The 12,579-nt window shown below is 41.5% G+C and carries 12 protein-coding genes; 11 read left to right on the top strand and 1 reads right to left on the bottom strand.

Translation table 11 applies throughout. The features are described from left to right. Window positions 1-158 precede the first annotated feature (158 nt). The 11 genes from ftsY to CEQ32_RS15105 all read left to right on the top strand — a co-directional run bounded on the left by ftsY (window position 159) and on the right by CEQ32_RS15105 (window position 12,012). Window positions 159-1,742: a signal recognition particle-docking protein FtsY gene (gene ftsY / locus CEQ32_RS15150; protein WP_088586337.1), complete on the top strand. Its 1,584-nt coding sequence runs from the start codon at window positions 159-161 to the stop codon at window positions 1,740-1,742. Between the two features lie 3 nt (window positions 1,743-1,745). Next, window positions 1,746-2,447, top strand: coding sequence for a cell division ATP-binding protein FtsE (gene ftsE / locus CEQ32_RS15145; RefSeq protein ID WP_011718689.1), 702 nt, complete (start codon window positions 1,746-1,748; stop codon window positions 2,445-2,447). Continuing rightward, the gene (ftsX, locus tag CEQ32_RS15140) at window positions 2,444-3,409 is read left to right on the top strand and encodes a permease-like cell division protein FtsX (protein ID WP_088586336.1); all 966 of its coding nucleotides are present in this window, start codon (window positions 2,444-2,446) and stop codon (window positions 3,407-3,409) included. The genes ftsE and ftsX overlap by 4 nt, the downstream gene beginning before the upstream one ends. Before the next feature lie 230 nt (window positions 3,410-3,639). After that, a complete protein-coding gene (gene rpoH / locus CEQ32_RS15135; RefSeq protein WP_047537943.1) occupies window positions 3,640-4,497 on the top strand; it encodes an RNA polymerase sigma factor RpoH in 858 nt (285 codons plus the stop codon). Between the two features lie 413 nt (window positions 4,498-4,910). Beyond that, window positions 4,911-5,267 (top strand): hypothetical protein, encoded by a 357-nt coding sequence (locus CEQ32_RS15130; protein ID WP_226871833.1) that lies wholly within the window; start codon window positions 4,911-4,913, stop codon window positions 5,265-5,267. Window positions 5,268-5,429: 162 nt separating this feature from the next. Further along, window positions 5,430-5,759, top strand: coding sequence for a hypothetical protein (locus CEQ32_RS22875; protein ID WP_146128723.1), 330 nt, complete (start codon window positions 5,430-5,432; stop codon window positions 5,757-5,759). 197 nt (window positions 5,760-5,956) lie between these two features. Beyond that, a complete protein-coding gene (locus tag CEQ32_RS15125; protein ID WP_088586334.1) occupies window positions 5,957-6,484 on the top strand; it encodes a fimbrial protein in 528 nt (175 codons plus the stop codon). 67 nt (window positions 6,485-6,551) lie between these two features. After that, window positions 6,552-7,289, top strand: a complete 738-nt coding sequence (locus CEQ32_RS15120) for a molecular chaperone (protein ID WP_088586333.1) — start codon at window positions 6,552-6,554, stop codon at window positions 7,287-7,289. A 41-nt stretch (window positions 7,290-7,330) separates the two neighbouring features. Beyond that, window positions 7,331-9,913, top strand: coding sequence for a fimbria/pilus outer membrane usher protein (locus CEQ32_RS15115; RefSeq protein ID WP_226871832.1), 2,583 nt, complete (start codon window positions 7,331-7,333; stop codon window positions 9,911-9,913). 13 nt (window positions 9,914-9,926) lie between these two features. Further along, a complete protein-coding gene (locus CEQ32_RS15110; protein ID WP_088586332.1) occupies window positions 9,927-11,300 on the top strand; it encodes a fimbrial protein in 1,374 nt (457 codons plus the stop codon). Next, window positions 11,290-12,012 carry a molecular chaperone gene (locus CEQ32_RS15105; protein ID WP_192959127.1) on the top strand — a complete coding sequence of 241 codons (723 nt, stop codon included), beginning with the start codon at window positions 11,290-11,292 and terminating at the stop codon, window positions 12,010-12,012. Before CEQ32_RS15110 ends, CEQ32_RS15105 begins: the two co-directional genes overlap by 11 nt. A 46-nt stretch (window positions 12,013-12,058) precedes the next feature. Here CEQ32_RS15105 and CEQ32_RS15100 read toward each other — a convergent pair whose 3' ends face one another. Beyond that, window positions 12,059-12,490 carry an Hpt domain-containing protein gene (locus tag CEQ32_RS15100; protein WP_088586330.1) on the bottom strand — a complete coding sequence of 144 codons (432 nt, stop codon included), beginning with the start codon at window positions 12,488-12,490 and terminating at the stop codon, window positions 12,059-12,061. Window positions 12,491-12,579 lie beyond the last annotated feature (89 nt).

The following is a 12,579-nucleotide window of genomic DNA, read 5'->3' as shown; positions in this document are numbered from 1 at the left end:
AAAGGCCACTATTTTATATCAAACTCCTAGTAAAAGGTGAGAAGGCTGATAGAGCAGAACTAATTGCCGACTTTTTGGGCGTAATTGCCGCGGTAATCTGGTATAACGGCAGGGTCTTATTTTAAATTCAACACTGAAGTAGAGCGCTGGAATTACACATGGCAAAGAAAGGTTTTTTCTCCTGGTTTCGTAAAGATAAATCACAAGATGAGGTTGTCGAGCAAACCCCAGTCTCTACTCCATCGCAAACCGAGCAAGCCGAAGCATTAGCAAAGCAGCAAGCTGAAGAAGCCCGTCTCGCGGCTGAAAAGGCGGCCGCCGAACAGGCTCTAGCCGACAAATTAGCAGCCGAAAAAGCAGAAGCGGAAAGAGTCGCCGCAGAACAAGCCGCAAAAGCCCAAGCAGAGGCACAGCGTGTTGCCGAAGAACAAGCTGCACATTTAGCCGAACAACAGGCGGCCGAAACCGCGCGTTTAGCAGCGAAGCAAGCTCAGGCTGAGCAGTTAGCCGCTGAAAATGCCCAAGCGGAAAGAGTCGCCGCAGAACAAGCCGCAAAAGCCCAAGCAGAGGCACAGCGTGTTGCCGAAGAACAAGCTGCACATTTAGCCGAACAACAGGCGGCCGAAACCGCGCGCTTAGCAGCGGAGCAAGCGCAGGCAGAGCAGTTAGCCGCTGAACAAGCACAAGCCGAAAGAGTTGCCGAAGAACAGGCCGCTGAAGCCCAAGCAGAAGCAGAGCGACTTGCCGCTGCACAGGTCCAAGCTGAACAACCCCTTGAGCAACAACCCGAACCTCAGGCAAAACCCGCCAAAGAAAGCTTCTTCGCGCGTCTAAAACGCGGCTTAATGCGTACTAGCGAAAATATTGGTAGCGGTTTCATCGGTTTATTCCGTGGTAAAAAAATCGACGATGAACTGTTTGAAGAGTTGGAAGAACAGCTTTTAATCGCCGACGTGGGTGTCGAAACCACTTCACGCCTTATCCAGAGCCTGACTGAACACGCGTCGCGCAAGCAATTAAAGGATGCCGAAGCACTCTACGATCTGCTGCGTGATGAAATGCAAAAGACACTCGATCCTGTGGCAATCCCATTAGTGCCTGAAAATACCAATGGTCCTTTTGTGATTCTTATGGTCGGTGTTAACGGTGTGGGTAAAACCACCACGATTGGCAAACTGGCAAAGCAATACCAGCGCCAAGGTAAGTCTGTGATGTTAGCGGCGGGCGATACCTTCCGCGCAGCAGCGGTGGAGCAATTACAAGTTTGGGGCCAACGCAATAATATCCCTGTGATAGCCCAACATACCGGCGCCGACAGTGCCTCGGTACTTTTTGATGCGCTGCAAGCTGCTAAAGCCCGAAAAATTGATGTATTAATTGCTGATACAGCGGGTCGCTTACAAAACAAGTCGCACCTGATGGAAGAGTTAAAGAAAGTGGTGCGAGTGATGAAGAAACTCGACCCAGAAGCGCCGCACGAAGTGATGCTGACCTTAGATGCGAGTACTGGCCAAAATGCTATTAGCCAGGCGCAGCTATTCCAAGAAGCTGTTGGCGTTACCGGCATGACCATCAGCAAGCTCGACGGTACCGCCAAGGGCGGCGTGGTGTTTGCGATTGCCGACAAGTTTAAAATCCCGCTACGTTATATTGGCGTGGGTGAGCAAATTGATGATTTGCGTACCTTTAATTCTAAAGAATTTATTGATGCCTTGTTCACTCAAGAGAAAGCGGATAGCTAATTTATGATTGATTTTCAGCAGGTCAGTAAGATTTATCCTGGTGGCCAAATGGCGCTGGAGGAAGTGAATTTTCACCTACAAAAAGGTGAAATGGCATTCTTAACCGGCCATTCGGGCGCGGGTAAGAGTACCCTGTTGAAATTAATCACAGTGATCGAGCGCGCCACCACTGGCCGGGTAGCGATTAATGGTCACGATATTGCCAAAATCAGCCCAAAACACGTGCCCTATTTGCGTCGCAATATTGGGATGATTTTCCAAAACCATCATCTATTGATGGACAGAAGCGTATTCGACAACGTTGCCTTGCCATTAGTGATTGAAGGTTTCTCCCACGGTGAGATCCGCAAGCGTGTCGCTGGTGCGCTGGACATGGTGGGCTTATATGGCAAAGAGCGTCATAACCCCATCATGTTATCCGGTGGTGAGCAACAGCGTGTCGGTATCGCCCGCGCCATTGTGAATAAGCCGCCACTATTGCTGGCCGACGAGCCAACGGGCAACTTGGATCCTAAGTTGTCGATGGATATCTTGCGCTTATTCGAAACCTTTAACGATGCGGGTACTAGTGTGCTTATCGCTACCCACGATTTAGGACTGATCGCGCGGATGAAGTATCGCACTTTTACCCTGAAACAGGGGCGTATGCTCGGTGCACAGGAATTACACCATGGACACGCGACCGCTCGAGGTGATGGGCTATGAGTGATAACGCCAAACTAACGCGCAGCAAGTTGCCCATCTCGGGGCGTATCGTGATGTTTTTTATTCGTCATGTGCAGCAAGCCATGGCGAGTATGGGGGAGCTGTGGCGCAGCCCGGTTTCTTCGCTGATGACCATGGCGGTTCTCGGGGTGAGTTTAAGCTTACCTGCGGCGCTGCAAGTATTAGTTAAAAATGCCGAGACCATTACTAGCTCTTGGAACAGCGCGGCGGAGATTTCACTGTTTATCGATGAAAATCGCAGCGAGCAGACGATCCAAAGCTTGCTGACCCGCATCCGAGCCTATGCCGAAGTGGAAAAGGTGCAGTATATCGACCGCAATCAAGCGCTTGAGGAGTTTCAGCGTCTATCTGGATTTGGTGAAGCGTTAGCCTATCTTGATAAAAATCCGCTTCCCGCGGTAATTACCGTGACACCAACCCAGCGCTATTCCACGCCAGTGGGAGCTCGCGAATTATTGACTAAGCTTGAGCGCGAGCCTGAAATCAGTTTTGGTCGCTTAGATATTGAATGGTTAGAGCGGCTACAGGCTGTGGTGCGTTTACTCGAACGCACGGTAATGGCGATTGCGGCGTTACTCGTCTTGGCGGTGGTATTAGTGATAGGTAACACGATTCGCTTAGCCATTATGAATCGCCGTAGTGAGATAGAAGTGATGAAGTTAGTCGGGGCAACCGAGGCATTTATTCAACGTCCCTTCCTTTATACCGGTATTTGGTACGGAGTGATTGGCGGTGTATTAGCTTGGCTTATCATTAACTTGTTGGTTTGGTATCTGGATTCTGCCCTAGCCGAATTGCTCGGTTTGTATGGTAGTCAGCTAGAGATGAAGTCTCTGACCTTTACCGAACTGCTACAATTAGTGGGCTTGGCTTCTTTCTTAGGTTGGCTAGGTTCTTACCTTTCGGTAAGGCAACATTTAAGATCGATTGAACCTTCTTAATGATCAATCGTTTATAGTTTAAAGATCTTGATAAATATGGCTGGCGATGAACTTTTGTTCACTTGCAATGTCTATTCAACGGGGTTAAAAGTAACACCCCAGACGAGTGAAGGTTGACATACTCTGTCAATTAGCCGATAGTTCGTCAGCTCATCCTTAGGGTGTTTTGAGTGAAACCATAGGATGAAATCGACTTATATTTGATAAGTAGCAAGAAAGTAGGAGCGCGAATGACCTTTCAAACGCAATCAATGGCACTAACAGTCCCTCAGGGCAGCAGTAGTTTAGAAGCTTATATCCATTCAGTGACTAGCATGACAATGTTAGACGCTGAGACTGAGTATGAGTTAGCCAAGCGTTTGCAGGAAACGGGTGATCTGCAAGCAGCGAAGCAACTGATTATGTCGCACTTACGTTTTGTGGTGCATGTTGCTAAGGGCTACTCAGGTTACGGTCTGCCGCAGGCGGATTTGATCCAAGAAGGCAACATCGGTCTGATGAAAGCGGTTAAGCGTTTCGATCCCGATGTAGGCGTCCGTCTAGTGTCTTTTGCTGTGCACTGGATTAAAGCTGAAATTCACGAATATGTGCTGAAAAACTGGCGCATTGTTAAAGTCGCTACCACCAAAGCGCAACGTAAGCTGTTCTTTAATATCCGTAAAGCGAAAACTCGCCTCGGTTGGTTTAGCGATGATGAAGTCGCAATGGTCGCAGAAAACTTAGGTGTCTCTAAGGCCGATGTGACTGAGATGGAATCACGTATGGCGGCGCAGGATCCTGCGTTTGATCTGAGCAGTGACAACGATGATGAGCAGGATTTTGCCCCAGTGCAATATCTTGAAGATCATTCATCGGATTTAGCCGAAAACATCGAAAACGATAACTGGGAATCCAATGCTCAAGGTCGTTTATTGTCGGCCATCAAAACCTTAGATGAGCGTAGCCAGCATATTCTGCGTGCCCGTTGGTTAGACGATGATAAAACTACCCTGCAGGAATTGGCAGAAACCTATCAAGTGTCAGCTGAGCGTATTCGCCAGTTAGAGAAAAACGCCATGAACAAGCTTAAGGCTTGTATGGAAGCCTAATTCGGCTGCAATTTATTTCGATGTTAGAAACGAAAAAACCTGCCTTGGCAGGTTTTTTGTTGTCTAGATTCCAGTAATTATGACAAAAATTAGTTTGTGAATAGCATATTTGACTTTTTCTAAGGTTTTTTCGTCGTTATTAACGGAATTGTCCTACAGCATTCTCTATTGAATTCTTCTTAAAATATGCTGACTTTTGAGCCTCATTCAGAAGTAATTATCGAAGCTTGATATCGATAGTGTTGCTCTCCGCATTATGGGTTTAGTTTTGTCATTTGGTAAGGATGCCTTAGGGAGTTAGATTGAGTCGTTATGGATAAAAATTAACAGGGAATTCAAATCTAACATGGCAAAGTTTAATACCCATTTTGCGGTTTTTTCATCAATATGTAGGTCAGATAATTATGGTCACTATGGTTTCCAAATTAGCCCTATCTTCAGAGCCTGGTTGGGGAGTTGCTTTCAGAAATGGGGCCTCGATTGAGGTGTATCAGCAGAGCCTATTTTGGCTATTAAGCAAAGGTATGCCCTGCGATATGAGAGATATAACCCTAAGCGACTTTTTAGGGTCGGTCGTTGTTGTTTGCCAATTTTCATTACAAAAGTTAGTTGAATTTCTTGATTTTAATGAAATTCCATACTTCTTGGAGGATGATAGAGTTCGTTGGTTATTGCCGAGTAATATATCAAATATCTACTATATTCAGTGGAAAAAACACACGATAGAATTAAATAATTCAGAACTTTATGGAGGGAGTGTACTAAATTAAAGGTTAAAATTTCATATTTACATTAAATTTTAGTGTGTAATCTCAATATTTAATCAGTTATTTATAATAAATAATTTGTTGTTAATCTTGAAAAATTAGCTTCAGACATCTCTATTCTGGTCGATACTTATGATGTGTCCTTAACGCCGGAAGAGGTGATTTATGAAAAAACTAACATTTTGGGGCAAGCTCTGTAGTGCTGCACTACTCATTGTGGGGTTGAATTCGGTAGTAGCTGCAAAAGAGTCTAGTACTCTTACATTTCGAGGTGAGGTGGCAGAGCCTAGTTGCTACTCTGATTTATCTTCCATCAGTTGTTATAATCAATCTACACATCAATTCGACACTCAAGCAATATCCTTTAATTTTTCCGAAATCATTTCTCTAGATGGCATTGCCAAAAATATTCCAACTAATTTTAGCCAAATAAACTCACTGGCATTCAATCGATTGGATAGAAATGAAGTAATGATTTCATTTAATTATAACTAATCGAAATTATTTTTAATTATAGGCAGTCATAATATTTAAAGCTGCCTATATTATATTGATAATTAGTTGATCAGACATTTCCTACAGCAGTACAAGGTTAGTCCTATGGGGACTGCTAGATATTATTGCTATTGTGTACGTAGGTTTAATAAGTAAACCCATTGTATCATTAACAATTTTATGGGATAGCATTTCTGATGAAAAAATTAACTCTTTCTGCACTATTTTTAACTGCTTTATTTGGTGCTAATGCTCACGCAAACAATACTATTACTTTCTTAGGTGAAGTTTCTGATCAAACTTGCGAAGTTGCTATCAATGGTGCAACCGCTAACCCAACGGTATTATTACCAACAGTTTCTACTGCTGATTTAGCTGTCGCTGGCTCTGTTGCTGGTGAAACTCCATTCACTCTGTCAGTAAGTGGTTGTACTATCAATGCTACTCAAGCTCTTCCAATTAAAACTGTTTTTGTTGGTAACAGCGTAACTGTAGCTGGTAACTTAGGTAACACTGGGACTGCAACAAACGTATCACTACAAATTTTAGATGCTGTTGGTGGTAATGCTGTTGATTTGACTGGTGTTGCAACTGTTGATGGTTTAAACGTAGCCGCTGGTGATAGCACTGCATCACATGACTTTGCTGTTCAATATTATGCTGAAGGTGCGGCAACTGCAGGTACTGTAGTTAGCTCTGTTCAATACGCGATTTCTTACCTGTAATTAAAGCTAAATTCTGATCTTGCTCACTCAGCTCTCTGAGTGAGCACTCCGGCTTTGTGGAAATAATATGTCAATTCTTCCTTTATCTGTGCGCTTATCAGTTCTAATTTCATTACTAATTATCGTTTTCCCATCGAGTGCAAGTGTTGTGATGACCAATACTCGAGTGATTTATCCTAGTGATGCTAAAGAGCGTAGTGTTCAGTTAAGAAATAATGATAGTTTTCCAAACGTAGTTCAGGTTTGGACAGATATTAATAATTCTGAGTCTACTCCTGAAAATGCAGATGGTCCATTTTTAGCGTTACCAGCGATCTTTAGAATAGAGCCTAATCGAGGACAATTATTCCGCTTAATATACAGTGGTGATAATCTTCCTAAAGATCGGGAAAGCTTATTTTATCTTAACTTTTTACAAATTCCCCCAATATCTAAAGATAATGCGGGTGAAAACCAGATGTTAGTTATGCTTAAAAATAGAGTCAAGATTTTTTATAGACCAGTTGAGATTAAGTCGAATCCTGAAAATATTGGAAAAGAAATTAGCTTTAACGTGAAAAATATAAATGGTGGTGTAGAGATTGATGTTAACAATAAATCGCCTTTTTATGCTTCATTTGTGGACGTGAAACTTATCTCGGGCAATCAAGAGCTTAAAATTCCAGTTGATATGGTTGAGCCAAAAGGGAATAAGCTTGTTAAGGTTCATAATCAACAGTTCGTTTCTATTCATCCAATGAAGGTTAAATTCACTATCGTTAATGATTTTGGTGGATTTATAAAGTATGAATATGAAATAAAATAATAAAATTAAGTGAAATGTCTATTATGAGAAAGTGCATTATATTGGCTACAAAATTATCCTTATTAGGCTTGTTTTATTGCAATTTTAGTGTTGCGCCTTTATTGATTGCCGACGAGCTTAAAGAGGATGATTTTCAGGAGTTTACTTTCGATGATCGCTTGCTTTTTGGTGGTGGCTACGGAGATAGCTACCTCGCCCGTTTTAATACGGTAGGACAGGCTGCACCTGGGAAATATCAGGTTGATATCTATATTAATGACATACGTATAAGTAGGCAAGTTGTTGATTTTATAATGGAAGATGAAAATGAAATCTATCCATGTCTTGATGCTGATTTTTGGAAAATATCACAAGTCATTTCTACCTATATTAATCAAGAATTATTAGAGCAACAATGTCAAGCACCTGAGCTTACTGTGAATGGTGCAACAGCTAAATTTGATGTTGAAAGATTAAAATTAGACATAACAATTCCCCAAGCTTATATGCATAAGTCCCCTAGAGGATATGTGCATCCTGAATTATGGGATATGGGAGAGACTGCAGGATATATTAGCTATAATAGCAATCTTTATCAGACTAATGGCTCGGATAATGGCGGCGATATGCGCGCATTTTATACTGGGTTTAATTCTGGGTTAAATATTGGTTTATGGCGCCTTAAAAATCAATCTAGCTATAATTACAATGATTATGATGGCAGTTCTAAAGATAATTTTAATTCCATAAGAACTTATGCTATGCGCGCATTGCCTCATATAGGAAGTGAATTATTACTTGGTGATTCATATACCCGAGGCAATATCTTTGGGAGTTTACCTTTTACTGGATTTCAGTTGCAGACGGATAATCGAATGCTACCTGACTCGCGGAGAGGTTATGCACCTGTTGTACGAGGATTAGCTAATTCTACTGCAAAAGTTGTTATTAAACAGAATGACATAGCAATATACCAAACAACTGTTGCAGCGGGGCCATTTTTGATCAATGACTTATATCCAACGAGTTATGAAGGTGATTTGATAGTAGAAGTGACAGAGGCCGATGGCAAAATCTCTGAATTTACTATTCCGTTTAGTGCAGTTCCTGGTTCTATTCGGGAAGGTCATTCACAATATACATTATCTATTGGTGATGTAGATTATTTAGGATCTGGTAATTACTTTATCGATTTGAATTATGAGTACGGCATTAACAATATGCTTACCCTAAATTCGGGTGGACGTGTTGGTGAAGATTATTATGCACTCAGTCTTGGAACGGTTTTAGGGACTGAGTGGGGAGCTGTTGGTATTACAGCTGTTCACTCTTCTTCTCGGCTCTCGAAGGAAGCGGGCCTTGATGATTGGGAGAATGGTTGGCGTTTAGGTGTTAACTATAGTCGTTCTTTTGAGACGGGGACCTCTGTAGCGCTTGCTGGATATCATTATTCAACTGAGTCGTTCCGCGAATTGAATGATGTTTTAGGCGTACGAAAAGCGCTTGAAAGATCAGATATTTTTACATCTGAGACCTATAAGCAACGAAGCGAGATGAGTTTGAGTATTAACCAAAGTCTTGATGAATATGGCTTTCTGTATATCAGCGGCTCTAAACGACAATATAGAGATGGCCGAGATGATGATGACCAGCTGCAACTTGGGTACTCAGTCAATCTTGGTCAATGGAGTTTGGGGCTAACATTCTCTCGTCAATATTCGAGTCAAGTCCCAGTGCAATATGCTTATAACGATGACTATCTTAATCAGTTAACAGATTTTAACGCTTCACGAACCAAGGAAGATCTGCTGAGTTTGACTCTTTCTATCCCCTTGGGGAGTCGGCAATCAAACATGGTCAACATGGGAGCCAGCCATTCATCGCGCGGAATGAATAGTTACAACATGGGCGTATCTGGAACTGTATTGGAAGACCAATCTTGGACGTATGGTGTAAATGCTTCATTACAGAGTGATGATGGTACAAGTAAGAGCCTTGGAGTGAATACACAGAAGCGATTTAGCCAAGCAACGCTTTCGGGCAGTTACTCAATAGCAGATTCCTATCAACAAATGAGTGCTGGAATAAGTGGTGCTGTTGTTGCTCATGCCGGCGGTCTGACATTAAGCCAAAATTTAAGTGATACCTTCGCTATTGTTGAAGCCAAAGGTGCAAATGGGGTAAAAGTGATTAATAGCTGGGGGACTGAAGTTAATTCCGCTGGTTATGCCGTTATACCAACATTGACCCCCTATAGAATGAACCGCGTGACGTTGGACTCCGGAAACATGCTTGGTACATCCGAATTACTCGAGACCCAGCAGCAGATTGCGCCTTATGCTGGGGCAATTGTGAAGTTGAAGTTTGAGACTCGCGAAGGCTATGCCGTGTTATTTATGACTCAAAAGACCAGTGGTGGTGTTATTCCTATTGGTGCGGAAGTGGTCGATGAAAATGGCCAAATATTAGGTATGGTTGGCCAAGCAGGAATGGCTTATATCCGGACTACTACTGCTAACGGGCATCTAAAAGTGACCTGGGGTGAGTTGAGTGAACAAACTTGCAGTTTTGATTATGCCTTATCAGAAGCTGAGTTATTGTCCGAACTGGTGCGTATGCCTGTTAATTGTCAGTCAAGCATCTAGGAGTGAATAGGATATGTTTAAGAGTGTAACTAACGAAAATCGTTATAAGTTTGCTGTCACTTTTTTGTTGGCTTCGGGACTATTAATCACAAGTGGTGCGCATGCGAACTGTCAACGTATCTCTACCACTACCACTAGTCCAACCAATGGAGCCTATGTAGATCCACTGTATGGTAAAACCGCAATTTGGGATGGTGCACATGACCCTAATCGTGGTGACCTCAATTTACCCATAGTGCATGTTTCGGATACCGTATTCCAACCTAATGGAACCATGTTAGCGTCATCAATAGTACCGTTTATTACTTACGGGCAAAGAGGAGGTTATGATCCTGAACAGGTACTGTTTCGTTGCGATGCAGCGGATGAGAATGAAATCTTTGAATACTATTCGGTAAATGCGGACAATGCATATAGTGGTATGTATGAAGATGGTGTTGCTGATGGTGTGGATAAAGGATATTCAACATACATAAAAAATGTTGTTGCGAGGCTTAAAAATAATCAGAGTGGTGAATATTTTTCGCGTATATGGCAAAAGCGGGCAATGACAGGACTAGACCGAGATGCACAAGGGCGTATTTTAGTGAAAGCGAAAAACTTCACTGATATTACGGTAGAGTTATTTAGGATCCGGGATGTTAGAGGTGTTAGTGGCAGCAGCGCTATTAATAGGCCATACGAGAGTGCTTATACCTATAATCAACCTGCGGGTTATATCGCGTTTGGTGGCCCTGGAATAACTCATCCCACGGAGGGAATCGACCATATATCGCATTATCCTGGTTGGTACGCGCAATGGCCAGGCAATATTAGTTTTTATCAACAAATGCTAGTAAGACGTACTCCTGGAACTTGCTCAGTAAGTAGTGTTGCTCCCTATGTCCTTTTTCCAGCAGCAACAATTAATGAACTAGCACAAGGTCACTCTGTAAACGTCAATATGTCATTGAGCTACAGGTGTCAGGGAGATTTTGTTTCGGGCACCCAAGCTGGAAATTTTGCTGTTGGCTTTAAGATTGATGCAAATAGTTTTAATAGGGCTAAAGCTATGGGACTAACGGATCAAGCCGCGGTGAGTCATCTGTTGAGCCAGAATTATGGGAGTCCTGGTTATGCACAAGGGGTTGGGGTGATATTGGAACGTGAAGACGGTCTTACGCAACCATTTGTGATTAAGACCTACCCAGATCTTGGAACGGGAATATATGACTCCAGTAAGGATGGTTGGCGCAAATTCATTGGTACAAATATTGACTATGATCCGGTTAATAAGGTCACTATTTTGCACGAAACCTATACGGCCAAATTAACCAAAATACCAGGTGAGACTGTTACAGCAGGTAAATATTATGCACAGGCTCAAGTACTTATTCGTGTTCAGTAAAATAGCTATTATTGGCTTCATCTTGGTCAGCACAAACTGTATCGCTGGCGTAGTCATCAATAAAACCAGAGTCGTTATGTATGACAATGAGCAGGCACAACAGTTAACATTGGCAAATACGAACGACTTTCCTGTGATCACTCAATTATGGGTTGATGATGGTGATATCAATGCTACGCCAGAAAATACTAGGGCACCGATAATGGCAGTACCAGCGATGTTAAAGTTCTCTCAAGAAGAACATAAGAGCATTCGATTAATCAATTTGAATCATAGTGAAAAGCGTGATCAGGAGGAAATGTATTGGCTCAACATTTATGAAATACCGCCTCAGCCAGGTAACGATGTATCTAGTTCTGATAATCAATTGATGATTTTAACCATAAGAACACAAATAAAAGTATTTTTAAGGCCAATTAAATTAAAAATGCAGCAGGATACAAGATTTGATAAACAATATTTTTCTATTGATAATAATAAATTAACAATAAAAAATGATTCACCATTTTTTATTGTTTATAGTAAGGTTTCGATTTCAGATGGTTTTAATGAAGTTGAAATTTATCCAGAAACCTTGTCGCCATTCTCTAGCAAATCTATTAACATAGTTAGTCAAGACAAAGTGTTAAATTCTAAAGATGTTAAAATTAAGTTTGACTACATTGATGATGATGGTGTTATAAACTCGAGACATACTAAGTTAATAAATTAGCCAAAAGGGCTATCAGTGCTCTTTTGGCTTAAATTTTTTAGTAAAATTATTCAATAGAATTGTTTTTCTCTATGTAATCTGAAATTTCATTGTCTAATTTTTCTAGCGTATCAATGAGTAATAAGAAATCATTTTCAAGTGAGTTATGGTTTGATTGCTCAAGGATTTCACAACATGCAACAAGTCTTTTCGCATCAATTATTCTTGCAGCGCCTTTAATTTTATGGGCAATATCTTTAATTCTTTGGTAGTCCATACCTTTTTTAGCTTGGATTAAAGTCTCTTTGTCTGATTTATTACTCTTAGTAAGTTCAGTAAGTAGTTTTATAATCAGCTCTTTATTGTTACCAGTTAGGTTATTAACAACATCAGGTGAAAAACTGATCTCGGAAATATTACTATTATAAACTTGGTTGTGAATTAATAGTGCATCACTTAATTCTTGTAAGCTAATAGGTTTAAATAAACAATTATTCATTCCTGCCTTTAAACATGCTTCCTTAACCTCTTTTTGAGCATTAGCAGTATAGCCAATTATAATAGGAGCAATCTTACTACCGACATTCC

It is taken from the genome of Shewanella sp. FDAARGOS_354, assembly GCF_002209245.2.
Classification (GTDB): Bacteria; Pseudomonadota; Gammaproteobacteria; order Enterobacterales; family Shewanellaceae; genus Shewanella; species Shewanella xiamenensis.
The sequence above is the reverse complement of the archived record's forward strand: the minus strand, read 5'-3'. Positions and strand labels throughout refer to the sequence as shown.

What these genes read in the sequence shown, in the direction of transcription:
- ftsY (WP_088586337.1), top strand. Translation starts at nt 159, where the DNA reads ATGGCAAAGAAAGGTTTTTTCTCCTGGTTTCGTAAAGATAAATCACAA.
- ftsE (WP_011718689.1), top strand. Translation starts at nt 1,746, where the DNA reads ATGATTGATTTTCAGCAGGTCAGTAAGATTTATCCTGGTGGCCAAATG.
- ftsX (WP_088586336.1), top strand. Translation starts at nt 2,444, where the DNA reads ATGAGTGATAACGCCAAACTAACGCGCAGCAAGTTGCCCATCTCGGGG.
- rpoH (WP_047537943.1), top strand. Translation starts at nt 3,640, where the DNA reads ATGACCTTTCAAACGCAATCAATGGCACTAACAGTCCCTCAGGGCAGC.
- CEQ32_RS15130 (WP_226871833.1), top strand. Translation starts at nt 4,911, where the DNA reads ATGGTTTCCAAATTAGCCCTATCTTCAGAGCCTGGTTGGGGAGTTGCT.
- CEQ32_RS22875 (WP_146128723.1), top strand. Translation starts at nt 5,430, where the DNA reads ATGAAAAAACTAACATTTTGGGGCAAGCTCTGTAGTGCTGCACTACTC.
- CEQ32_RS15125 (WP_088586334.1), top strand. Translation starts at nt 5,957, where the DNA reads ATGAAAAAATTAACTCTTTCTGCACTATTTTTAACTGCTTTATTTGGT.
- CEQ32_RS15120 (WP_088586333.1), top strand. Translation starts at nt 6,552, where the DNA reads ATGTCAATTCTTCCTTTATCTGTGCGCTTATCAGTTCTAATTTCATTA.
- CEQ32_RS15110 (WP_088586332.1), top strand. Translation starts at nt 9,927, where the DNA reads ATGTTTAAGAGTGTAACTAACGAAAATCGTTATAAGTTTGCTGTCACT.
- CEQ32_RS15100 (WP_088586330.1), bottom strand. Translation starts at nt 12,490, where the DNA reads ATGAATAATTGTTTATTTAAACCTATTAGCTTACAAGAATTAAGTGAT.